Annotated in this window: 21 protein-coding genes; 9 read left to right on the top strand and 12 right to left on the bottom strand. The window is 75.3% G+C overall.

The genetic code is table 11. The annotated features are described in order from the left end of the window. Positions 1-8 precede the first annotated feature (8 nt). The 8 genes from I4I82_RS32460 to ruvC all read right to left on the bottom strand — a co-directional run bounded on the left by I4I82_RS32460 (position 9) and on the right by ruvC (position 8,793). The gene (locus tag I4I82_RS32460; RefSeq protein WP_226370384.1) at positions 9-2,324 is read right to left on the bottom strand and encodes a RelA/SpoT family protein; all 2,316 of its coding nucleotides are present in this window, start codon (positions 2,322-2,324) and stop codon (positions 9-11) included. Positions 2,325-2,350: 26 nt separating this feature from the next. Further along, positions 2,351-2,899: an adenine phosphoribosyltransferase gene (locus I4I82_RS32465; RefSeq protein ID WP_226370385.1), complete on the bottom strand. Its 549-nt coding sequence runs from the start codon at positions 2,897-2,899 to the stop codon at positions 2,351-2,353. Continuing rightward, entirely contained in the window at positions 2,896-4,137 is a 1,242-nt protein-coding gene (secF, locus tag I4I82_RS32470; RefSeq protein WP_218592453.1) for a protein translocase subunit SecF, read from the bottom strand. Before secF ends, I4I82_RS32465 begins: the two co-directional genes overlap by 4 nt. Position 4,138: 1 nt before the next feature. Beyond that, entirely contained in the window at positions 4,139-5,950 is a 1,812-nt protein-coding gene (gene secD, locus I4I82_RS32475; RefSeq protein ID WP_218596358.1) for a protein translocase subunit SecD, read from the bottom strand. Between the two features lie 64 nt (positions 5,951-6,014). Beyond that, complete coding sequence (gene yajC, locus I4I82_RS32480) at positions 6,015-6,395, bottom strand: preprotein translocase subunit YajC (protein WP_218594616.1); 381 nt, start codon at positions 6,393-6,395, stop codon at positions 6,015-6,017. 52 nt (positions 6,396-6,447) lie between these two features. Continuing rightward, positions 6,448-7,473 carry a Holliday junction branch migration DNA helicase RuvB gene (gene ruvB, locus I4I82_RS32485; RefSeq protein ID WP_218594617.1) on the bottom strand — a complete coding sequence of 342 codons (1,026 nt, stop codon included), beginning with the start codon at positions 7,471-7,473 and terminating at the stop codon, positions 6,448-6,450. After that, complete coding sequence (ruvA, locus tag I4I82_RS32490; protein ID WP_218594618.1) at positions 7,466-8,065, bottom strand: Holliday junction branch migration protein RuvA; 600 nt, start codon at positions 8,063-8,065, stop codon at positions 7,466-7,468. The genes ruvB and ruvA overlap by 8 nt, the downstream gene beginning before the upstream one ends. 161 nt (positions 8,066-8,226) lie before the next feature. Continuing rightward, positions 8,227-8,793, bottom strand: a complete 567-nt coding sequence (gene ruvC / locus I4I82_RS32495) for a crossover junction endodeoxyribonuclease RuvC (protein WP_218596359.1) — start codon at positions 8,791-8,793, stop codon at positions 8,227-8,229. Positions 8,794-8,951: 158 nt separating this feature from the next. Between ruvC and I4I82_RS32500 the strand changes: the two genes are divergently transcribed. The 3 genes from I4I82_RS32500 (at position 8,952) to I4I82_RS32510 (ending at position 14,044) form a co-directional block, all read left to right on the top strand. Next, entirely contained in the window at positions 8,952-9,980 is a 1,029-nt protein-coding gene (locus I4I82_RS32500; protein WP_218593907.1) for an NAD(P)-dependent alcohol dehydrogenase, read from the top strand. 92 nt (positions 9,981-10,072) lie between these two features. Then, positions 10,073-13,435 (top strand): ATP-binding protein, encoded by a 3,363-nt coding sequence (locus tag I4I82_RS32505; RefSeq protein WP_218593906.1) that lies wholly within the window; start codon positions 10,073-10,075, stop codon positions 13,433-13,435. A 39-nt stretch (positions 13,436-13,474) separates the two neighbouring features. Then, positions 13,475-14,044 carry a class I SAM-dependent methyltransferase gene (locus tag I4I82_RS32510; protein ID WP_226370386.1) on the top strand — a complete coding sequence of 190 codons (570 nt, stop codon included), beginning with the start codon at positions 13,475-13,477 and terminating at the stop codon, positions 14,042-14,044. Positions 14,045-14,110: 66 nt separating this feature from the next. On the opposite strand, the gene I4I82_RS32515 is transcribed toward I4I82_RS32510, so the two are convergent. After that, positions 14,111-14,308, bottom strand: coding sequence for a P-loop NTPase family protein (locus I4I82_RS32515; RefSeq protein ID WP_218593905.1), 198 nt, complete (start codon positions 14,306-14,308; stop codon positions 14,111-14,113). 18 nt (positions 14,309-14,326) lie between these two features. Here I4I82_RS32515 and I4I82_RS32520 point away from each other — a divergent pair, with 18 nt between their 5' ends. From I4I82_RS32520 to I4I82_RS32535, 4 genes are all read left to right on the top strand, one after another. Continuing rightward, on the top strand, positions 14,327-14,875 hold the full coding sequence (locus I4I82_RS32520) for a molybdenum cofactor biosysynthesis protein (protein WP_218593904.1): 549 nt from the start codon (positions 14,327-14,329) through the stop codon (positions 14,873-14,875). A 90-nt stretch (positions 14,876-14,965) separates the two neighbouring features. Continuing rightward, entirely contained in the window at positions 14,966-15,880 is a 915-nt protein-coding gene (locus I4I82_RS32525; protein ID WP_218596360.1) for an SCO6745 family protein, read from the top strand. Positions 15,881-15,901: 21 nt separating this feature from the next. Then, the gene (locus tag I4I82_RS32530; RefSeq protein WP_218594901.1) at positions 15,902-16,357 is read left to right on the top strand and encodes an ester cyclase; all 456 of its coding nucleotides are present in this window, start codon (positions 15,902-15,904) and stop codon (positions 16,355-16,357) included. 80 nt (positions 16,358-16,437) lie between these two features. Then, positions 16,438-16,731, top strand: coding sequence for an ester cyclase (locus I4I82_RS32535; protein WP_218596361.1), 294 nt, complete (start codon positions 16,438-16,440; stop codon positions 16,729-16,731). Between the two features lie 100 nt (positions 16,732-16,831). On the opposite strand, the gene polA is transcribed toward I4I82_RS32535, so the two are convergent. The 3 genes from polA to I4I82_RS32550 form a co-directional block, all read right to left on the bottom strand. Continuing rightward, complete coding sequence (polA, locus tag I4I82_RS32540) at positions 16,832-19,636, bottom strand: DNA polymerase I (protein ID WP_218596362.1); 2,805 nt, start codon at positions 19,634-19,636, stop codon at positions 16,832-16,834. 92 nt (positions 19,637-19,728) lie between these two features. Next, complete coding sequence (locus I4I82_RS32545; protein ID WP_218596363.1) at positions 19,729-20,562, bottom strand: hypothetical protein; 834 nt, start codon at positions 20,560-20,562, stop codon at positions 19,729-19,731. A gap of 138 nt (positions 20,563-20,700) precedes the next feature. Beyond that, positions 20,701-21,237, bottom strand: coding sequence for a GNAT family N-acetyltransferase (locus tag I4I82_RS32550; RefSeq protein WP_218596364.1), 537 nt, complete (start codon positions 21,235-21,237; stop codon positions 20,701-20,703). 158 nt (positions 21,238-21,395) lie between these two features. Here I4I82_RS32550 and I4I82_RS32555 point away from each other — a divergent pair, with 158 nt between their 5' ends. Continuing rightward, positions 21,396-21,971 carry a TerD family protein gene (locus I4I82_RS32555; RefSeq protein WP_218594317.1) on the top strand — a complete coding sequence of 192 codons (576 nt, stop codon included), beginning with the start codon at positions 21,396-21,398 and terminating at the stop codon, positions 21,969-21,971. Positions 21,972-21,987: 16 nt separating this feature from the next. Then, on the top strand, positions 21,988-22,692 hold the full coding sequence (locus I4I82_RS32560) for a TerD family protein (protein ID WP_218594316.1): 705 nt from the start codon (positions 21,988-21,990) through the stop codon (positions 22,690-22,692). Positions 22,693-22,735: the final 43 nt, after the last annotated feature.

Below are 22,735 nucleotides of genomic sequence, written 5' to 3' on the forward strand. Positions count from 1 at the left end.
GCCGGGCGTCAGGACGCGCTGGTCACCCGGTACACGTCGTAGACGCCCTCGACGTTGCGCACCGTCCGCAGCAGGTGCCCGAGGTGCTTCGGGTCGCCCATCTCGAAGCTGAACCGGGACACCGCGACGCGGTCGCGCGAGGTCGTGACCGACGCCGACAGGATGTTGACCTTCTCGTCGGCGAGGACCTTGGTGATGTCGGAGAGCAGGCGGTGCCGGTCGAGCGCCTCGGCCTGGATGGCCACGAGGAACACCGACCCCGCCGACACCGACCAGGCGACGTCGACGAGCCGCTCCGCGCGGCTCTGCAGCTCGGTGGCGTTGGTGCAGTCGGTGCGGTGCACCGAGATGCCGCCGCCGCGGGTGACGAAGCCGAGGATGTCGTCGCCGGGCACGGGCGTGCAACAGCGGGCGAGCTTCGTGTAGAGGTCGGCCAGGTCGGCCGACTCCCCCTTGACGACGACGCCCGCGTCGCCGGTGGCGCGGCGCGTGCGGATCGTCGACGGGGTCGAGCGCTCGGCGAGCTCCTCCTCGGCGTCCTCCATGCCGCCCAGCAGGGCGACGAGGCGCTGCACGACGTGCCGGGCGCTGACGTGGCCCTCGCCGACCGCGGCGTAGAGTCCGGACAGGTCGGGGAAGTGCAGCTCGCGCGACAGCGCGGCCATCGAGTCGGCCGACACGAGGCGCTGCAGGGGCATCCCGGTGCGGCGGGCCTCGCGCGTGATGGCCTCCTTGCCGCTCTCGATCGCCTCCTCGCGGCGCTCCTTGGCGAACCACTGCTTGATCTTGGTGCGGGCGCGCGGGGACGCGGCGAAGGCGAGCCAGTCGCGGCTGGGCCCCGCGCCCTCGGCCTTGGAGGTGAAGATCTCGACGACGTCGCCGGACTCGAGCTTGCGCTCCAGCGCCACCAGCCGGCCGTTGACGCGGCTGCCGATGCAGCGGTTGCCGACCTCGGTGTGCACGGCGTAGGCCAGGTCGACCGGGGTGGAGCCCTGCGGCAGCGTGATGACGTCGCCCTTGGGCGTGAAGACGAAGATCTCCTTGGTGCCCAGGTCGAAGCGCAGCGACTCCAGGAAGTCGCCGGGGTCGGCCGCCTCCCGCTGCCAGTCGAGCAGCTGGCGCATCCAGGACATGTCGTCGACGTCGACGGTGCTGCCCGTGTGCGAGCCCTTGGTCTCCTTGTAGCGCCAGTGCGCCGCGATGCCGTACTCGGCGGTGTGGTGCATGTCGCGGGTGCGGATCTGGCACTCCAGTGGCTTGCCGTCCGGCCCGATGACGGTCGTGTGCAGCGACTGGTAGACCCCGAAGCGCGGCTGCGCGATGTAGTCCTTGAACCGCCCCGGCATCGGCTGCCACAGCGCGTGCACCATGCCCATCGCGGCGTAGCAGTCGCGCACCTCGTCGACCATGACCCGCACGCCGACCAGGTCGTGGATGTCGTCGAAGTCGCGGCCCTTGACGATCATCTTGCGGTAGATCGACCAGTAGTGCTTGGGCCGGCCCTCGACGGTGGCGGCGATCCGCGCGGCGTCGAGCTGCTGGGTGACCTCGTCGATGACCTGCTTGAGGTAGGTGTCGCGCGAGGGCGCACGGGTGGCGACCAGCCGCACGATCTCGGAGTACTTCTTCGGGTGCAGGATCGCGAAGGACAGGTCCTCCAGCTCCCACTTGACCGTGGCCATCCCGAGCCGGTGCGCGAGCGGGGCGAAGACCTCGAGAGTCTCGCGCGCCTTCTTCGCCTGCTTCTCCGGCGGCAGGAACCGCATCGTCCGCATGTTGTGCAGCCGGTCGGACAGCTTGATCACCAGCACGCGGGGGTCGCGGGCCATCGCGACGATCATCTTGCGGATCGTCTCGGCCTCTGCCGCGTTGCCGAACTCGACCTTGTCGAGCTTCGTGACGCCGTCGACGAGGTGCGCCACCTCGTCGCCGAACTCGGTGCGCAGGTCGTCGAGGGAGTACCCGGTGTCCTCGACGGTGTCGTGCAGCAGCGCCGCCACCAGCGTCGTCGTGTCCATGCCCAGCTCGGCGAGGATCGTGGCGACCGCGAGCGGGTGCGTGATGTACGGGTCGCCGGACTTGCGCTTCTGGCCCTCGTGCTTGACGTCGGCCACGTCGAACGCGCGCTGCAGCAGCGCGAGGTCGGCCTTCGGGTGCAGCGTCCGGTGGATGCTCGCCAGCGGTTCCAGCACCGGGGCGACGACGGCCACCCGCTGCGGGGTCATCCGGCGTGCGATGCGGGCGCGGACGCGCCGGGTGGCCGAGGGCTTGGCGGGCCCGTCCGGCGTGGGGACCGGGGGCGCCACCGGCTGGACTTCGGTCACGGCCCCACGATAGTCGCCCCGGCGGGTCAGGCGTGCAGCAGCGCGTGCACCGGGATCGGGTCGAGCACCGCCCGCCCCGCCAGCGCGGTGAGCTCCAGCAGCGCGCCGAACCCGACGACCACGGCCCCGGCGTCGGTCAGCAGCGCCGCCGTGGCCGCCGCGGTGCCGCCCGTGGCGAGCACGTCGTCGACGACGAACACGCGCGCGCCCGGCGGCACGGTGTCGGCGGGGAGCTCCAGGGTGGCGGTGCCGTACTCGAGGTCGTAGGTGCGCGACCCGGCGACGCGGGGCAGCTTGCCCGCCTTGCGGACCGGCACCACCCCGGTCCCGGCGACGAGCGCCACCGCGGCCCCCAGCAGGAACCCGCGGGCCTCGATCCCGGCGACGAGATCGGCGTCGGCCACCCGCGCGGCCAGCTCCGTCGCAACCGTCGTGAACGCGCGCGCGTCGGCGAAGACCGGGGTCAGGTCCCGGAACAGGATGCCGGGGCGCGGGTAGTCCGGGACGTCCTGCACCAGGCCCAGGACGTGGGTGAGCGAGCCGTCCTCGTCGAGGTCGGGGTCGGCGACCGTCACTTCCGCCGCCGCCCGCTGGGCCGGTTGGCCGGGGGCCTGCGGTCGCGCGGGGCCGCCGGGCGCCCGGCGCGCGCGGGCACCGCCGACGCCGCCGACAGCGCCTTCTCCCGGCGGAGCTCGGTGGCGAGGACCTCGTCGTCGGAGGTGTCGGGGTCGGAGGTGTCGGGGTCGGCGGTGTCGGGGTCGGCGGTGTCGGGGTCGGCGTCGGACGCGCGCGCGCCGGCCGTGGCCGCGCTCGCCCGCGCCCGGCGCATCCGCACGCGCTCGGCCTGCTCGCGGACCTTGGGGTCGCGCATCTTGAGGTCGACGAGCAGCGGCGTGGCCAGCAGCAGCGACGACACCGCGCCGGCGATGATGCCGACCATCTGCACGAGAGCGAGGTCGGCCAGTGTGCCGACGCCGAGCAGTCCGACGCCGATGACCAGCAGGCCCACCACCGGCAGCACCGCGATGAGCGAGGTGTTGATCGAGCGCATGAGCGTCTGGTTGAGCGCGAGGTTGGCGGCCTCGCCGTAGGTGCGCCGCGAGAGCCCGAGCAGCCCACGGGTGTTCTCCTTGACCTTGTCGAACACCACCACGGTGTCGTACAGGGAGAACCCGAGGATCGTGAGCAGGCCGATCACCGTGGACGGCGTGACCTCGAAGCCGATCAGCGAGTAGATCCCCGCGGTGACGACGACGTCGTGCACCAGCGCGACCAGCGCCGCCGCCGCCATCGCGCGCTCGAAGTAGAACGCCAGGAAGATCGTGACCAGCACGAGGAACACCACGAGCGCGATCAGCGCCTGCCGGGTGATCTGGTCGCCCCAGCTGCCGCTGACGGCGCTGTCGCTGATCGCGGCCGGGTTCGGCGCGCCGTCGGCGCCCAGCGGCGCGAACTCGTCGAACAGCGCCTGCTTGAGCGTGACGAGCTGCGTGGCGTCGAGCGTCTCCGACCGGATCTGCACCGACTGGGCCGCGCCGGTGCCGGCGACCTGCACGGCCGCGGGCTCCTCGCCGATCACCTGCTCGTAGACCGCGCGGACGTCCTCGACCTCGACCTCCTGGGTCGTGCCCGAGGTCGGGAACTGGACCTGGGTGCCGCCGGTGAAGTCGATGCCCAGGTTGAACCCGCGGAGCACGATCGACAGCAGGCAGACCAGCAGGAGCACCCCGAAGCCGAGGTACCACGTGCGGCGGCGCCCGACGATGTCGAACGCGCCGGTGCCGGTGTAGAGCCGGGCGAAGACGCTGGCCATGTCAGGCCCCCTTCGTGGTCGACACGGGCCGGGCGGACACGGCGGCGGCCTTCTTGCGCTCGGCCCCCATCCGGGCGGCCGACCCCAGGCCGGAGAACTTCGAGCTGCCGAAGACCTTGTTGTTCGACGCGAGCGCGACCAGCGGGTGCGTCACCAGGAACACGACGACCAGGTCGAGCACGGTGGACAGGCCGAGGGTGAACGCGAAGCCCTTCACCTGCCCGACGGCGAGGACGTAGAGCACGACCGAGGCCAGGAAGCTGACGGCGTCGGCGGCGAGGATCGTGCGCCGCGCGCGGACCCAGGCCCGCGGGACGGCCGAGCGGAACGTGCGGCCCTCCCGCATCTCGTCCTTCAGCCGCTCGAAGAAGATCACGAACGAGTCGGCGGTGATGCCGATGGCGACGATGAACCCGGCGACGCCCGCGAGGTCGAGCGTGAACCCGATCCAGCGCCCCAGCAGCACGAGGACCGCGTAGACGACGGCGCCGGACAGGATCAGCGACAGGATCGTCAGCAGACCCAGGACGCGGTAGTAGACGAGGCAGTAGACGAACACCAGCAGCAGCCCGATGCCGCCCGCGATGAGGCCGGCCTGCAGCGAGGCCAGGCCCAGCGTGGCCGAGACGGTCTGCGCCTCGGACGAGGTGAACGAGAGCGGCAGCGAGCCGTAGCGCAGGATGCCCGCGAGGTCCTGGGCCTCCTCCGGCGTGAACTGCCCCTCGATCTGGGTGTCGCCGTAGATCGGCTGGTTGATCGTGGGCGCGGAGACGACCTCGCCGTCGAGCACGAACGCGGCGTTCTCGCCGACGTTGGCCGAGGTGTAGGCGCCCCACGTGGCCGCGCCGGAGCTGGTGAACTGGACGCTGACGACGGTGCCGATGCCGCCCTGCGCGGGCTGGGCCTGCGCCCCGGCGATCTCGGTGCCCTCGAGCAGGACCGGACCGAGCACGTACTTGGCGGTGCCGTCGACGTCGCAGGCGACCAGCGGCAGCGACGGGTCGTCGTAGCCGCGGAGCGGGTCGTTGGCGGCGCAGTCGAGCGCGAGGAGCGCCTGCTCCTGCACGGCCGGGTCGGTGCTCTGGCGCTGCGCGCGGGCCTCGTCGATGGCGGCAGCGAGCTCGGGATCGGCGGGGGCGTCCGGGACGGCGGCGGGAGGGGCGCCGGTCGCCGGGGCGTCCGTCGCGGGCGCGGGCGTCGGCGTCGGCTCCGGGGTGGGTGCCGTCAGGGGCGTCGTCTGCGCGATCGGCGCCACGTCGGCCTCGACGACCGGCGGGCCGGCGCCCTGCGGCGTGTCGGCCGGGGCGGCGGGATCGGCCCCGGCCGGGGCCTCGACGGGCGCTGCGGGATCGACGGGCGCTGCGGGATCGACCGGCGCTGCGGGATCGACGGGGGTCGCGGCCGGGTCGGTCGGCGCGGGGGCCGCCGTGGCCGCGATCGGCCCGCCGATGACCTCGCGGATGCGCAGCTGCGCGGTCTGGCCCAGCGAGCGGGCCTGCTCGCCGTCGTCGCCGGGGACGGTGATCGTCAGGTTGTTGCCGTCGAGCACCACCTCCGAGCCGCCGACCCCGAGCCCGTCGACGCGCTGCTGGATGATCGCCTGCGCCTGGAGCAGCTGGTCGCGCGGCGGCTGCGCACCGGTCTCCGTGCGGGCCTCCAGCGTGACGCGGGTGCCGCCCTGCAGGTCGATGCCGAGCTTGGGCGTGATCCCGCCGCCACCGGTGAAGAACACCAGCGAGTACAGGACGGCGATGACGCCGACGAACGACGCGAGGTAGCGCCAGGGGCGGATCTGCCCCGGGGTGGTGGCCACGGTGTCTCTTCCTGACTGCGCACCGCGGCGGGTGCCGCGGCGGGGGGTTCGGCGGGCTCCGGCGTCAGTTCTGGCCGGAACCGCGCGAGTCGGCATCCTTGACCAACGACGGCGGGGCCTCGTCGGTGCCGGTCGTCAGCGTCCCGTCCTCGTCCGCGGCGGTCGTCGCCGGGGTCTCCTCGGTGGCCACGACCTTCTCGCGGACCGCGGCGCGCACCCACGTGGTGATGACGTCGTCGGCGATCTCGAGGTCGACGGTCTCCTCGTAGGAGACGTCGACGACGGTGGCGCGCAGGCCCGACGTCGTGACGACGATGTCACCGACCTGCAGGTCCGACTGCAGCTGCTGCATCTCCTGCATCTGCCGGCGCTGCTTGCGCCCCGACAGGAAGATCGGGATGAACAGCAGCAGGATGAACAGGGGGAACAGCAGTGAGAGGTCCATGGTCTCCGTATCTCCGCACGTCGTCGGCCTGGCTTGAGTCTGCCAGCCCGCCTCAGAACAGCGGCGGAGGGCCACCCGGGACGACGTCGGGCGGGGCGGTCAGGCCCAGGTGGGCCCACGCCGTCGCCGTGGCGACCCGGCCCCTCGGCGTGCGCGCGAGCATCCCGGCGCGCACGAGGTAGGGCTCGCAGACCTCCTCGACGGTACCCGGCTCCTCACCCACCGCGACGGCCAGCGTCGACACCCCGACCGGCCCCCCGCCGAAGGACCGGACCAGCGCGCCGAGCACCGCGCGGTCGAGGCGGTCCAGGCCCAGCTCGTCGACGTCGTAGACGGCCAGGGCGTCGCGGGCGACCGCGCGGGTGACCGTGCCGTCCGCGCGGACCTCGGCGAAGTCGCGGACGCGGCGCAGCAACCGGTTGGCGATGCGGGGCGTGCCCCTGGAGCGCCCGGCGATCTCGGCGGCGCCCTCGGGGTGCAGGTCGACGCCGAGGATGACCGCGGCGCGGCGCAACACGAGCTCCAGCTCGGCGGGCTCGTAGAACTCCATGTGCGCGGTGAAGCCGAAGCGGTCGCGCAGCGGGCCGGTGAGCGCGCCGGAGCGGGTCGTCGCGCCGACGAGGGTGAAGGGGGCGATGTCGAGCGGGATGCTCGTGGCGCCCGGGCCCTTGCCGACGACGACGTCGACGCGGAAGTCCTCCATCGCGAGGTAGAGCATCTCCTCGGCGGGGCGGGCGATGCGGTGGATCTCGTCGATGAACAGCACGTCGCCGGGCGCGAGGTTGGACAGCATCGCGGCGAGGTCGCCCGCCCGCTCCAGCGCAGGCCCGGACGTGAGGCGGATGGCCGCGCCGAGCTCCTCGGCGACGATCAGCGCGAGGCTCGTCTTGCCCAGGCCGGGCGGGCCGGACAGCAGGATGTGGTCGGGCGGGCTGCCGCGGCGCTGCGCGCCCTGCAGGACGAGCGAGAGCTGCTCGCGCACCCGCGGCTGCCCCACGAACTCGGTGAGGTTGCGCGGGCGCAGCGTGGCGTCGACGAGGACGTCCTCCTCGTCCGCGGCGGGCGTCAGCTCACCCACGACGGCCCAGGCGGGTCAGCGCGCTGCGCAGCAGCGTCGCGGCGTCGGCGTCGGCGTCCTCGACGGCCGCCGCGGCCACCGCCTCCTCGGCGGGGCGCGGGGTGAAGCCCAGGCCGACCAGGGCCTCGACGACCTCGTCGCGGCGGCTGCTCCCGGCCGCGGGGAGCGTCAGCGCGCTCGCCGCGGCGGGCACGGCCACCACCTTGTCCTTGAGCTCCAGCACCATCCGCTGCGCGACCTTCGGCCCGATCCCCGGCACCCGCGTGAGCGCCTTCGTGTCGCCGTCGAGCAGCGCGCGCGTGACGTCGTCGGGGCTGAGGACGGCCAGGGTGGCCAGCGCGAGCCGCGGCCCGATCCCGGCGACGGACTGCAGCAGCCCGAACAGCTCGCGCTGCTCGGCGTCGGCGAACCCGAACAGCGTGAGCGAGTCCTCCCGCACCACCAGCGTCGTCGACAGCCGCGCCTGCTCGCCGCGGCGCAGCCCGGCGAGCGTGTTGGGGGCCGCGACGACGGCCAGCCCCACCCCGCCGACCTCGACGACCGCGTGGTCCAGCGCGATCTCCAGCACCTCACCCCGGACGGACGAGATCACGCACAACCCCTCTCGACGACGAACAACAGTTCGACACGCTACCGACCCTCGACGGCCGCCCGCGGGAGGCTCGCACACACCTTCCGGTGGTGGCACACAGGTCCGGCCCTGTGTGCGGGCCCCGCGGCCTGTGTGCGAGCCGCCCGGTGGGCCGCTCGCCGCTAGCGCGCTGCTCGCGCCGCCGCCGCCAGCCGGGCCCGGTGGGCCTTCGCGAGCTCGTCGGAACGCGCCTTGGCCTGCGCCATCCGGTCGAGCATCGGGGCGCGCCAGCAGTGGCAGACCGCCAGGGCGAGGGCGTCGGCGGCGTCGGCGGGGCGGGGCGCCTCGGTCAGCCCGAGCACCTTCGTCACCATGATCGTCACCTGCTCCTTGCCGGCCCGGCCCTCACCGGTGACGGCGGCCTTGACCTCGCTCGGGGTGTGGAACGCGACCGGCAGCCCGGCGCGGGCGGCGAGCAGCGCCACCACCCCGCTGGCCTGCGCGGTGCCCATCACCGTGCGCACGTTGTGCTGGCTGAACACCCGCTCGATCGCGACCACGTCGGGCCGGTACCGCTCGATCCACCGCTCCACCTCGGCGCCGAGGCCGAGCAGCCGACGCTCCAGCGGCAGGTCCGGCGCGGTGCGCACGACGTCGACGGCGACGGCGCGGACGGCCCGCCCGCCCGACCCGTCGACGACTCCCAGGCCGCACCGCGTCAACCCCGGGTCGACCCCCAGCACGCGCACCCGAGCTCCCCTCCGCGAACACCCGTTCGACGCGGAGGCTACCGGCGGACGGGCCCGGGACCACGGGGGCACGCCGGGCGCGACCGGGGCACGACCGGTCCGCGACCGGCCGCGGACACCCTCGGCGCGCCCCGCTGCCGACACCGGAGGTCCCGACCATGAAGGCCGTCCGCCTGCACGCCTACTCCGAGCCGCCGCGGCTCGACGAGGTGCCCGAGCCCACCGCGACCGGACCGCACGACGTGGTCGTCCGCGTCGGCGGTGCCGGTCTGTGCCGCACCGACCTGCACATCCGCGACGGCTGGTTCGCTCCGGCCGTGCCCACCGACCTGCCGCTCGTCCTCGGCCACGAGACCACCGGCTGGGTGTACGAGGTCGGCACCGCGGTGGAGAACGTCGCGGTCGGCGACGCCGTCATCTGCCACCCGCAGTCGTCCTGCGGGACGTGCCCGGCCTGCCGCACCGGCGACGACATGCGCTGCGCGCGCGGGCTCGACTTCACCGGGCTCACCCGCGCGGGCGGCTTCGCCGAGCTGATGCGCACGACCGACCGCGCGGTGCTGCCGCTGCCCGCCGGGATGGAGCCGGCGGCCGTCGCCCCGCACGCGGACGCCGGGCTCACGGTGATGCACGCCGTCCGCAAGGCGGTGCCGCTGCTCGGGCCGGGGACCCGCGTGGTGGTGGTCGGGGTCGGCGGGCTCGGGCACATCGCCGTGCAGTGCCTGCGCGCCATGACCGCCGCCGAGGTGATCGCCGTCGACCCCGATCCCGAGTCGCTCGGGCTGGCCACCGACTGCGGTGCGCACCACGCCGTGCCCGCCGACGGGCGCCACGGGGACCGGGTCGCCGAGCTCACCGGCGGCGCGGGCGCCGAGGCCGTGCTCGACTTCGTCGGCGAGGGCGACGCCGTCGCCTCGTCGCTGGCGATGGTGCGGTCCCGGGGCACCTACTTCGTCGTGGGTTACGGCGGCGAGCTGCGGGTGCCGACCTTCAACCTGGTGCTGCCCGAGATCAGCGTGGTCGGCAACGCCGTCGGCACCCACGACGACCTGCGCGAGCTCGTCGCGCTGGCCGCGGCCGGCGGGGTCGACATCCGGACGCGCACCTACCCGCTGGAGGCGTTCGCCGACGCCTTCGCCGATCTCGAGGGAGGTCGCGTCCACGGTCGGGCGGTGCTGGTGCCGTAGCGGCCGCCCGCCCCGGCGACGGCTCCTGCGGTGCCGCCGAACGGCTCCTGGACATCAGCCGGGGCGGCGCGGACGCTGTGCGGATGCCGCCGGTGGCGCTCCGACTCCTGGGGCCCGTCGAGGTGCTCGGCCGCGACGGCGCGGTCCGCCCGGTCGGGCCCAAGGAGCGCTGCCTGCTGGCGGTGCTGGCCGTGCACCGCGGCGAGGTCGTCGCCGAGGACCGCCTGGTCGACGCGCTGTGGCAGGGCGACCCGCCGCGCACGGCGGCGAAGACGCTGCAGAACTACGTGCTGCACCTGCGCCGGGCGCTCGACGGCGGCGGCGTCGCGATCCGCACCCGCGCGCCCGGCTACCTGCTCGACGCCCCGGACACCGACGCCCCGGACACCGACGCCGCGCTGGCCGAGGAGGGGATCGGGGCCGGTCGGCGCGCCCTGGCGCGCGGCGACCACGCGGGCGCGCTCACCGCGCTCGACGGGGCGCTGGCGCTGTGGCGCGGGCCGGGGCTCGAGGAGTTCGCCGACCGGCCGTTCGCGCGCACGGCCGCCGCCCGTCTCGCGGAGCTGCGCGCGTCCGCCGCGGAGGACCGGGTCGCGGCGCTGCTCGCGCTGGGCCGCCACCGCGAGGCGGTGGCCGCGCTGGAGGCGGTGGTCGCCGACCACCCGCTGCGCGAGCGGGGATGGGCGCAGCTGATGCTGGCGCTCTACCGCGACGGGCGCCAGGCCGAGGCCCTGGAGGTCCACCGCAGGCTGCGTGCCGTGCTGGCCGACGAGCTCGGGGTCGAGCCCGGTCCCGAGGTGCGTGCGCTGCACGCGGCGGTGCTGGCCCACGACCCGGCGCTGGCGGCGCCCGCGGCGGCGGGCGGTCGGGGGACGTTCGTCGGGCGGGAGCGCGAGCTCGGCGCGCTGCGGGCGCACGTGGCCGAGGCGGCCGCGGGCCGGGGCGGGGTGGTGCTGGTCCGCGGCGAACCCGGCATCGGGAAGACGCGGCTGCTCGCCGAGCTCGCGTCCGCGGCGCGGGCCGGCGGTGCGTGCGTGCTGACGGGCCGCTGCCCGGAGGGCGGGGCCCTGCCGTTCCACCCGTTCGCCGAGGCGCTGGGACGGCACGGCGACGACGGGGACGACGACCCGGCCGTCGCCGCCCTCGTTCCCGCCGGCGCGCCCGCGAGCCCGTCGGAGGGCCTGCGTCCCGACGAGCTGCGCACCCGGCTGCTCGACGCCGTCGCCCGCCGGGTCGTCGCGCTGGCCGCCACGGCTCCGCTGGTGCTGCTGCTCGACGACCTGCACTGGGCCGACAGCGGCACGGTGGCGATGCTCCGGCACACGGCGCGGGTGACGGCGCGCGAGCCCGTCCTCGTCGTCGTCGCCTACCGAGGCGAGGAGGTCGACGCCCGCCACCCCCTCACCGACGCGCTCGGCGCCCTGCGCAGCGAGGCCGAGTGCCGGGAGCTGCGGCTCTCCGGCATCGACGGTGCTGCCCTCGCGTGCCTGCTCGGTGACACCGCCGGCGCGCCGGTCGCGGCGGAGCTCGTCGCGGCGGTGCGCGCCGAGACCGACGGCAACCCGTTCCTCGCCCGCGAGATCGTCCGGCACCTGCACGACGACGGGGTGCTGCGCCCGGACGGCGAGGGGCGCCTCGGGACCGACCTGCCGCTGGCCGCGGTGCCCGAGGGCGTCCGCCAGGTGATCGCCCGGCGCCGGGCGCGACTTCCCGCGCGGGCCGGGCGGCTGCTCGACGCCGCCGCGGGCATCGAGGGCCCGTTCCCGTTCGAGCCGGTCCGCGCCGTCGCCGGGCTCGACGACGCCGAGGCGCTCGCCGCGCTCGACGACCTGCTCGGCGTCGGGCTGGTCGTGCCCGACACCCGGCCCGACCGCTACGACTTCACCCACGCCCTGATCCGGCACGCCGTGCACCGGGAGCTCAACCCCTCGCGCCGGCTCCGCCTGCACCGCGACCTCGCCGCCGCGCTGGAGGACGCCCGCCGGGTCGGCGTGCGCGTCGCCGCGGCCGAGGTGGCGACCCAGTACCACCGCGCCGCCGGGCTGCCGGGTGCCGAGGCCGGGGTCGGACCGGCGCTGGAGGCGGCCGAGCAGGCCCGCCGCACCGGCGCCCACGACGAGCACGCGGCGTTCCTGCGGGCCGCGCTGGACCTGCTCCCCGGTGGTGACGAGCGGGAGCCGGACCTGCGGGCGCGGCTGGCGGTGGCGCTGGCCTGGGCGCTGCGGTTCGACGAGGCCGTCGACGCGGCGCGGGTCGTCGGCCGGCCCGCCGTGGCCGCGGAGGTCGCCTCGGCGCTGGCCCAGGCCGGGAGCAACCGGCACGCCTGGTCGCTCGCCCCCGCCGCGCTCGGCGCCGTGACCGGCCCGGACGGGCCGGACGCCGTCACGTGGGCCTCGCTGACGCTGCTCGACCTGGACCGGCGGGAGGCAGCCGACGCCGACCACCCGGGCATCCCGCTCGACCTCCCCGGCCGCCGCGACGCCCTGCGGGTGCTGCTGCGGTCCGGGCGCCTGGCCGGGCGCGGCGACCTGGCCCGCTACGCCGTCGCGGCCGTGCACGGCAGCCGGGCCGCGATCCCCGCGGAGGCCGCCGACGACCCGACGGTGGCGGCGTTCCTGGTCGGGGACTACGCGTCCGCGGTGCCGCTGTTCGAACGCGACGCGGCCGTCGCGGAGGCGGCCGGGCAGCTGGCACTGGAGGTGTACTGCCGTGCCGGCGCGGCGCGCTGCCGGGTCGCGCTGGGCGACCTCGACGGCGGCGCGGAGGTGATCGACCACGTCCACGGGCTCGTCGCGCGCCTGCCCGGGCTGGGACCGGGCTGGCAGCTGCTGCACCACGAGGGCGCCCAGGACGCGCTCGCGATGGCCCGCGACGACCACTGGCCCGAGCGGATGGCGGCCTTCGCCCGCTGGCGGGAGCCGGTGCCCGACCGGCATTGGGGCAGCGCCGCGATCGACGCGATCAGCGCCCGCGCCGAGGCGCGGATGGGACGCACGACGACCGCGCTCGGCCTTCTCGGCCGCCCGGTCCGGGCCCTGCGCGACGGGCCGGCGTGGGCCCCGAACTACGCCCGCACGGCCTGCGAGGTCGCCGAGGTGCTCTGGCTGCTGGGCCGGCGTGACCACCTCGCGGTCGTCGAGCGCGCGCTGCGCGAGCGCGTGCTGCCGGCCGACTTCCGGTTCCCGATGACCGACGCCCGCCACGCCGTGGCCCGGCTGTGCGCGCTCGACGGCCGCCGCGACGAGGCCCGGCGCTGGTTCGACGCCGCCCGCACCGTCCTCGACGCGCAGGGCGCACTCCCCCTGCGCGCGGTCGTCGACCACGACGAGGGGTTGATGCACGCCCGGGCGGGCGACGACCGCCGCGCGGCGCCGCTGCTCGACGGGGCCGCGGCGGCGTTCTCCCGGCTCGGCATGCCGGGCTGGGAGCGGCGCGCGGCGGCGGCGAGTCGCTAGGTCATCGTCTGTTCACCCGCGCCCCCTACCGTCCGGCCCGTGTCCGACTCCCACCTCCTGCTCCGCGAGTTCCTGCGCTCACCCACGAGCGTCGCCACCCTCACCGCCAGCTCCGACGCCCTGGTCGCGGCGATGCTGGCCCCGCTGGACCTCGACGGCGACCCGGTCGTCGTCGAGCTCGGTGCCGGCACCGGACGGGTCACCGACGCGCTCGCCCGCGCGCTGGGCGGGCGCGGGCGGCACGTCGCCGTCGAGCTGAACCCCGCCCTGGCCGCGCGGCTGGCGGCCCGACACCCGGGCGTCACCGTCGTGCCGGGGGACGCGGGCGACCTCCCGGCGCTGCTGCGCGGGCTGGGGATCGGGCGCGTCGACGCGGTGTCGAGCCTGCTGCCGTGGGTGGCGTGGGCGGCGGCCCCGATCGCGCGGCGGGCGGGCTCGGTGCTGGCGCCCGGCGGGACGTTCACGCAGGTCTCGCTGCTGCCGACGGCGTGGATGCCGCCCGCCCGCCGCCAGCTCGCCGCCCTGCGCGCGGAGTTCGGCGCGGTGGTCGTCGGCGGGCCGGTGTGGGGCAACCTGCCACCGGCCCGGGTGCTGGTGGCGCGGCGCTAGCGACCGGCGGCGTCGCGCAGCGGGCCGTCGAGCCAGGTCCGGATCTCGCGGCGGTCCGCGGCCACGTCATCGGCGAACTGCGGGCGGGGGGCCAGCGCGGCCGTGGAACAGGGCGTCGAGCTCGTGGTGCGGCACCCCGGGCACGTCCGCGACCGACCGGGCGAGCGTCGTCTTGCCCGACCCGGTGCTGCCCGTGACGAGCACGCGGCGGGGCCGGGCGGGCAGCGGGTCGCCGGCGGCCAGCGGTGTCGTCGCGGTCGCCATGGTCGTAGCGTCGCGCCCGTGGAGGGGACGGGTCACGCGACCGCTGTCGAGGTCGTCGCGCTGCTGACGTCACCGCTGCACTCCTACGAGGGCCGCCCCGCCGACGGCCCGCGCCCCGACCCCGACGGCGGCGGTCGCGACCGCATCGAGATCCGGGCCGGCCACGGCGCCGTCGGCGACCGCTTCGCCGGGCACGCGGCGCACCGCGAGGCGGCCCTCACCGTGATGGCGGTCGAGGCGCTGGAGCACGTCGCCGCCGTGCTGGGCCTGCCGGAGGTGCCGGACCCGCTGCTCGCCCGCCGCACGGTCGTGCTGCGCGGCGTGGACGTCGACGCGCTGGCCCGCACCCGCGACCGGCCCGGCGCGGTCTTCACCCTCGACACCGGTGACGGCCCCGTGCGGCTGCGGTCCCACCGCGCCGCCAACCCCTGCGCCTGGATGGACACGGTGTTCGGCGCCGGCGCGTTCCGGGCGCTGCGCGGGCGGGGCGGGGTGCGCTGCGAACCGCTGTCCGACGGCGTCCTGCGGCTCGGGCCGGCGCGGCTGGTGGTCGAGCCGCAGCACTGAGCGGCGGCACCGGTTGCAGCGCCCGCGCAACCGCCGCGCAACCCCCTGCGCGAACCCTCTCTCCGGTACCACCGACGACCGGGAGGACCCGTGGACTACGCCACCATGCGCGGGCTGTTCTTCGCCCCGCCCACCGCCCCGCGCCCACCCTCGCCCGCCGCCGGCCACGACACGCCGGCCCGGCGCCTGCGCGACGCGATCGAGCCGCTGGCCTGCCAGGCGATCTGGTCGCCCGAGGCCGCCGAGGACTACGCCGCCCTCGGGCTCGACGACTACTTCGCCGCCTACGTCTGGCAGCGGACCGCCGCGCTGGGCGTGCCGCCGACGGCGCTCGCGGTCACCGCGCTGGGCGTGTTCGCGCCCGACCTCGTCGGTCCGGTGTACGAGAAGGGCGCCGCCGCGCTGTCGCGGGCCGACGTCGTGCGGGTCCGGCTGGACGCCCCGGGCCGCACGGTCCGCCGCGAACTGGGTGTCTCCGACGCCGAGGCGGGCCGGGCCGCCGCCCTGCTGCGCCGCGGGATCGACGCCGCCGAGACGACGGCCCGCCCGCTGTTCACCGGCCTGCGGGCCGACCCGTGGCCGCAGGACCCGCCGGCCGCGCTGGTCCACGCCTGCAACCTGCTGCGCGAGCACCGCGGCGACTCCCACCTCGCCGCCTGCGCCACCGCCGGCCTCGACCCGGTGCAGAGCAACGTCCTCACCGAGCTCTGGTGCGGCTACGCCCTGCTCACCTACACCCCCTCGCGCGGCTGGTCCGCCGAGCGGATGGACGCCGCGGTGACCGCCCTGCGCGCCCGCGGGCTCGTCGAGGGCGACGCCCTGAGCGCCGAGGGCCTGCGGTTCCGGGGCGGGCTGGAGGCGACGACCGACGCGATGCAGCAGACCGTCGTCGACGCGATCGGGCCCGACCTCGACGCCCTGACCAAGCAGCTCGGCGAGTGGTCCGACGCCCTCGTCGCGGCCGGCGCCGCACCACCCGACCCGGCCAAGCGCCTGGCCGGCTGACCCCGCGAACAGGGAGACCCGATGAGCACCGACACCACCGCGAGCACCGGCAGCGCGACCCGCTCCGTGATCCGGCGCCTGGAGCACGCCGTCAACACCAGGCAGCCCGACCTCCTCGACGACATCGTCACCGACGGCTTCGTCCGCCACTGCGAGGCGACGCCGGGGGTCGAGGTCCACAGCCGCGGGCAGTTCGCGGATTTCCTGGCCCAGGACCTCACCGTGTTCGCCGACAGCGTCCAGACCTTCGAGCACATCCTCGTCGACGGGGACATGGCGGCGGTCTGGGCGACCTACGAGGGCACGCAGACCGGGCCGATGGGGCCGTTCCCGGCGTCCGGGAGGCGCGCCCGCTTCTGGTACAGCGGCGTGATGCGGATGGAGGGCGCCCGGACCGCCGAGTGGTGGGTGACCTGGGACAACATGACGATCCTCGCCCAGCTCGGGCACCTGCCCGCTCCTGCGCCGAGCGCCTGACGGAGCACCCGCGACCGCGGTGCGACCGCACTGCGACCAGGTGCTCCCACGCTGCACCCCCACGACCACCCGGAGGGACCATGAGCGACCTGAGGCAGCGCGCCGTCGACTCGGTGGAGCTGTTCAACGCGGCCGACTACGACGGGATGCGGGCCCTGCTCGGCCCCGGCTTCCGCTACTCCGAGACGGGCACCCAGACGGGGCCGCTGCCCACGCCGGCCGGGATCCTGCCTCCGAGCGGGCGGCGCTTCGCGTTCCGCGCCTCGCTGTGGCAGCGGTGGGAGGGCGGGCGCATCGTCGAGGAGCGCCACCACCTCGACACGATGACGATGCTCGTCCAGCTCGGGGCGCTGCCGGCGCCTGCGGGGGTGTGAGGTGGCGGCCTGCAGCGGGACCGTGACCGGCACGATCTGCGTGGACCTCGCGCCCTGACCCGGGAGGGGCGGGCGGGGAGGACGGGACGGCGCGGCCCGCTCAGTGGGCCGCGTCGTCCCAGCTCCGGCCGTACCCGACCGACACCTCCAGCGGCACCGACAGCTCCGCGGCGGCCGCCATCTCGCGGCGCACCAGTTCCTCGAGCTGCTCCTTCTCCCCCTCGGCGACCTCGAGCACGAGCTCGTCGTGGACCTGCAGCAGCATCCGGCTGCGCAGGCCCTCGGCGGCGAGCGCGCGGTGCACGCCGAGCATGGCGACCTTGATGATGTCGGCCGCGCTGCCCTGGATCGGGGCGTTGAGCGCCATCCGCTCGGCCATCTCGCGGCGCTGGCGGTTGTCGCTGGTGAGGTCGGGCAGGTAGCGGCGGCGGTCCATGATCGTGGCCGTGAAGCCGTCCTTGCGGGCCTGGTCGACGACCCCGGCGAGGTAGTCGCGCACCCCGCCGAACCCGGCGAAGTAGTCCTCCATCAGGCCACGGGCCTCCTCGGTGGAGATCCGCAGCTGGTTGGACAGGCCGAACGCCGACAGCCCGTAGGCCAGGCCGTAGTTCATCGCCTTGATCTTGGCGCGCTGCGCCGGCGTGACCTCGGTGGGCTCGACGCCGAACACCCGGGCCGCGGTCTCGGCGTGGAAGTCGTGGCGCGAGCGGAACGCCTCGATCAGCGCGGCGTCCTCCGACAGGTGCGCCATGATCCGCATCTCGATCTGGCTGTAGTCGGCCGTCATGAGCTCGGCGTAGGCCGTGCCGTCGGGATGGGAACCGACGACGAACGTCTCCCGGATCCGGCGCCCGGCGGCCGTGCGGATGGGCACGTTCTGCAGGTTGGGCTCGGTGGAGCTCAGGCGCCCCGTGGCCGCGATCGTCTGGCTGTAGGTGGTGTGGATGCGGCCGTCGTCGGCGACGGACTTGAGCAGCCCGTCGACGGTGACCTTGAGCCGCGTGGCGTCGCGGTGCAGCAGCAGGTGCTGGAGGAACTCGTTGCCGGTCTGCTCGTAGAGCGTCTGCAGCGCGTCGGCGTCGGTGGTGTAGCCGGTCTTGGTGCGCTTGGTCTTCGGCATGTCGAGCTCGTCGAACAGCACCACCTGCAGCTGCTTGGGCGAGCCGAGGTTGATCTCCTTGCCGATGACGGCGTAGGCGTCCTGCGCGGCCTGCTTCACCTGCCCGGCGAAGTCGGCCTCCAGCGCGGCGAGCGCCTCCCCGTCGACGGCGATGCCCGCGGTCTCCAGGTCGGCCAGCACGTACTCCAGGGGAAGCTCCAGGCCGGTGAGCAGCGACGTGGCCGCCTTCTCGGCCAGCTCGACGTCGAGCGCGCCGGCCAGCTCCGCCACCGCCGACGCCGCCACCATCTGCCCGTTGGCGCGCTCCGCGTCGGCCTCCTCCTCGCCGCCGAGCAGCGAGAGCTGGCCGCTCTCCTCCGCCCCGTCGACACGCAGCTCGCGGCGCAGGTGGCGCAGCGCGAGGTCGGCGAGGTCGAAGCTGCGCTGGCCGGGCCGGGTGAGGTAGGCGGCCAGCGCGGTGTCGCTGGTGAGCCCGGCGAGGGTCCAGCCGCGCCCGCGCAGCGCGTGCAGCGCCGACTTCGCGTCGTGGGCGGCCTTGGGCACCGACGCGTCGGCCAGCCACTCCCCCAGCGCGGCCTCGTCGTCGGGGGTGAGCGTGGTGACCTCGAGGTAGGCGGCCTGCGGGACGCCCGCGTCGGCGCCGGCGGCCCGGGCCTCGACCGAGGGCTCCCCCGCGGCCAGCGCGATGCCCGCCAGGTCGCCCGAGACGGCGCCGCCGGTGATGCCGTGGAACGCGAGGCCGACGCGGCGCCCGTCGCGCGCGTGCGCGTCGAGCCAGGCCCGGACCTCGCCGGGAGCCAGCGCGGAGCCCTGCACCTCGATGCCGCCCTCGGCCTCGGGCTCGGCGGAGACCAGCGTGGAGAACAGCCGCTCGCGCAGCACCCGGAACTCCAGCTCGTCGAACAGCCGGTGCACGGCGTCGCGGTCCCACGGCCGGACCTCGAGCTCGGCGGGCACGGCGTCGAGCGGCACGTCGCGGATGAGCTCGGTGAGCTGGCGGTTGAGCAGCACGTTGGCGAGGTTGGCGCGCAGCGCGTCGCCCGCCTTGCCCTTGACCTCGTCGACGCGGTCGGTGAGCTCGGCCAGCGAGCCGTACTCGCGCACCCACTTCGCCGCCGTCTTCTCCCCGACGCCGGGGATGTTGGGCAGGTTGTCGCTGGGGTCGCCGCGCAGCGCCGCGAAGTCGGGGTACTGGGCGGGCGTGAGGCCGTAGCGCTCCATGACCGCCGCCGGGTCGATGCGGCCCAGCTCCGACACCCCGCGCGTCGGGTAGAGCACCATCACGTTGTCGCTGACGAGCTGGAACGCGTCGCGGTCGCCCGTGGTGATCGCGACCTGGAACCCGTCGGCCTCGGCCTGCGTGGCGAGCGTGGCGATGACGTCGTCGGCCTCGAAGTTGTCGACCGCGAAGAACGGGATCGACAGCGCGCGCAGGACCTCCTTGATGAGGTCGACCTGGCCGCGGAAGTCGTCCGGCGTGGCCGAGCGGTTGGCCTTGTACTCGGTGAACTTCTCCGAGCGGAACGTCTTGCGCGAGACGTCGAACGCCACCGCGAGGTGCGTGGGCGCCTCGTCGCGCAGCAGGTTGATGAGCATCGAGGTGAACCCGTAGACCGCGTTGGTGGTCTGCCCCGTGCCCGTGCGGAAGTTCTCCGCGGGCAGCGCGAAGAACGCGCGGTAGGCCAGGGAGTGCCCGTCGAGCAGCAGGAGCCGCGGGGTGGGCGGGGAGGCCGCCGTCGGTGGCGCGGCGGGCGGGGCGGCGGACGTGCGGGCTGCGGGGCTCATCGCTGGCCGAGTCTAGGGGCGACCCCCGACAGAACCGGCCCCGCACCTGCCCCTCGGCGCACCCCCTCAGCGCACCCCGTCAGCGCACCCCCTCAGCGCACCTGGGCCGCCAGCGCCATCGCGCGGTCGCAGTTGGCGTCGTCGGTGCCGAAGCGGACCGCGTCCGACGGGCCGCCCGCCTGGTCGAACTCGATGTCGGGCACCGCGCCCGCCCCCTCGCCCGCGGCGTCGGTGGAGACGTAGACCAGCAGGTCACCGGTGCGCACGAGCACCCCGGCCGAGGCCGTGAAGTCGCCGGTCGTGCAGAACGCCTCGTCGCCCGCCTGCACGTCCTTGTTGAAGTAGGCCGAGGTGGACGTGCTGATCCCGCCGCCCTGGTCCTGGGTGGTGCCCATCGCGGCGGTCCGCTCGGCCGCGAACCGCTGCGCGGCGTCGGGTCCGGAGTACCGGGCGATCCGGGCCAGCCGGCCGCCCTCGCCGGCCTCGACGGCCCAGCACGACGTGCCGTCGGCGAGCACGCGGGAGTCGAGCACGGGCGAGGCGAGTTCGGTCAGCCCGCCGAGCTGCACGACCTCGTAGGTGCCGCCCAGCGCGCTGTCCACGGCGTCGGTGGCCACGGCGTCGCAGGCGGTGCGCCCGGCCAGCCCGCCGACGCTCTCCCCGATCCCCGTGACGAGCCGGTGGAGCGCGAACGCCCCGAGCACGACGAGCACGACCACCACCGCGCCGACGACGAGCAGCGCCCGCCCCGGCCCGCGGCGCTTCGGCGCGGGAGGCGGGGCGGCCGCGTACCGCGGGTCGCCGGGCGGGGGCCCGTACTGCCGGGGGTCGGGCGGCGGGGGCCCGTACTGCTGCGACGGCGGCGGGTACCAGCGCCCGTCCGCGGCGCGGTACCAGCCCGGCGGCGGGCCCGACGAGGTGCTCATGCTCCGGCACTCCGATCCGCCGGTCCCACGGCCCGGCCTGGCGCGACGAACGAGGTCCCCGACGGCGGACGGGTCCGCACAACGGCGGTGTCACGCCCCCGCCGGGTCTCGCCCCGCCGGGTCACGCCCCCGGCCGGGTCACGCCCCCGCCGGGCCTCCTGGAGAACCGTGACCACACCGTGCTGATACGTCCTGCGCCGACGGGTCCCCGCGCCCGCGCTCCATCCGCACCAGCCCGACGCCCGCGGCGTCGACCACCGAGCCGGTGTCGACGTAGCCCGCCGCGGCGTAGAGCCGGCGGTGGTCGTCGCTGCGCTCCCCCGTCACCAGCCAGAACCGCTGCACCGACGCCGGTGCGGCCGCGTGCACGGCCGCCAGGAGCGCCCGCCCGAGCCCGTGGCCCTGCTGGTCCGGGGCGACGGTGAGCCGCGCGATCTCCATCCCCCCGCCGTCGACGCGCCCGCGCACCGACCCGACCAGCCGCGGCCCGAGCCACGCCGCGACCGCCGGGACGTCGCCCGCGAGGTCGGCGCGCACCTCGTCGAGCGTCTCGACCAGCGGCGGGATGTGCGGGGCGTCGTAGCGCTGCGCCTCGGTGACGTACGCGGCGCGCTGCACCGTCAGCAGCTCACCGGCGTGCTCCGGGCCCGGCCGCGCCAGGCGGAACTGGTCCATGTCGGGCACGGTAGGCGGGAACTGCGCACGGGTGCTCACCGTTTGCACCTTGACAGCCGGTCCGGTCCGTCCCGATATGCTCGGGTCGGATCCACTCGGCTGTTGCAGAGCGAGAACTGGGGGGAACGAGCCCCCCACGACAGATTCGGAGCAGGTACGTGGGAGTCAGCCTCACCAAGGGTGGAAACGTCAGCCTGACCAAGGAGGCCCCGGGGCTCACCGACGTCATCGTCGGCCTCGGTTGGGACGTCCGCACCACCACGGGCACCGAGTTCGACCTCGACGCCTCCGCCATCGTGCTCAACGCGGAGGGCAAGGCCGTCTCCGACAAGCACTTCATCTTCTTCAACAACCTCACCACGCCCGACGGCACCGTCGAGCACACCGGCGACAACCTCACCGGTGAGGGCGAGGGCGACGACGAGCAGGTCAAGGTCAACCTGGCCGCACTGCCCGCCGAGGTCGACAAGGTCGTCTTCCCGGTCAGCATCTACGACGCCGACACCCGCTCGCAGAGCTTCGGTCAGGTCCGCAACGCGTTCATCCGCGTCGTGAACTCCGCCGGCGGCGCCGAGATCGCCCGCTACGACCTCACCGAGGACGCCTCCACCGAGACCGCGATGGTCTTCGGCGAGCTCTACCGCAACGGCGCCGACTGGAAGTTCCGCGCGGTGGGCCAGGGCTACGCGTCGGGTCTCGCGGGCATCGCCCGCGACTTCGGCGTCAACGTCTGACCGGGCGGCTCACAGCATGGCCATCGACTACAACAAGCGCCCCTCCAAGCCCGAGCAGCCGCCCGCAGCGACCCCGCCCGCAGGCGGTGGCGGGGTGTCGCTGTCGAAGGTCACCCTGACGAAGTCCGCCCCGAGCGTCTCGCTCAAGAAGGGCGGCGGCGGGTCCGGTCAGCTGCGGGTCAACCTGCAGTGGAGCACCGGCGCCGCGCCGCAGAAGAAGGGGCTGTTCGGCCGGCTCACGGGTGGCGGCGGTGGGGGCGTCGACCTCGACCTCGCCTGCCTGTGGGAGTTCACCGACGGCAGCAAGGGAGTAGTGCAGGCCCTGGGCAACGCGTTCCAGGCGCCGTACCAGGGCGCGCCGATCATCCGGCTCGACGGCGACGACCGCTCGGGGTCCAACGTCGGCGGCGAGAACATGTTCATCGACCTGTCCCGGATCAACGAGATCCGGCGCATCCTGGTGTTCACGTTCATCTACGAAGGTACGCCCAACTGGGCGAGCGCCGACGGGGTCGTCACGCTGTTCCCCGCCGGCGGCCCCGAGATCGAGGTCCGCCTCGACGAGTCCGACCCGGGCTCGCCGACGTGCGTGATCGCGATGCTGGAGAACCGCGGCGGTGAGCTCGTCGTGAACCGCGAGGTCCGCTACATCCGCGGCGGGCAGGCCGACGTCGACCGCGCGTACGGCTGGGGCATGGACTGGGCCCGCGGCCGGAAGTGACCCGCTAGACCGGCCACAGCGCGGTGGCTCCGTCCTCGGACAC

The organism is Pseudonocardia oceani, assembly GCF_019263585.2.
GTDB lineage: Bacteria > Actinomycetota > Actinomycetes > Mycobacteriales > Pseudonocardiaceae > Pseudonocardia > Pseudonocardia oceani.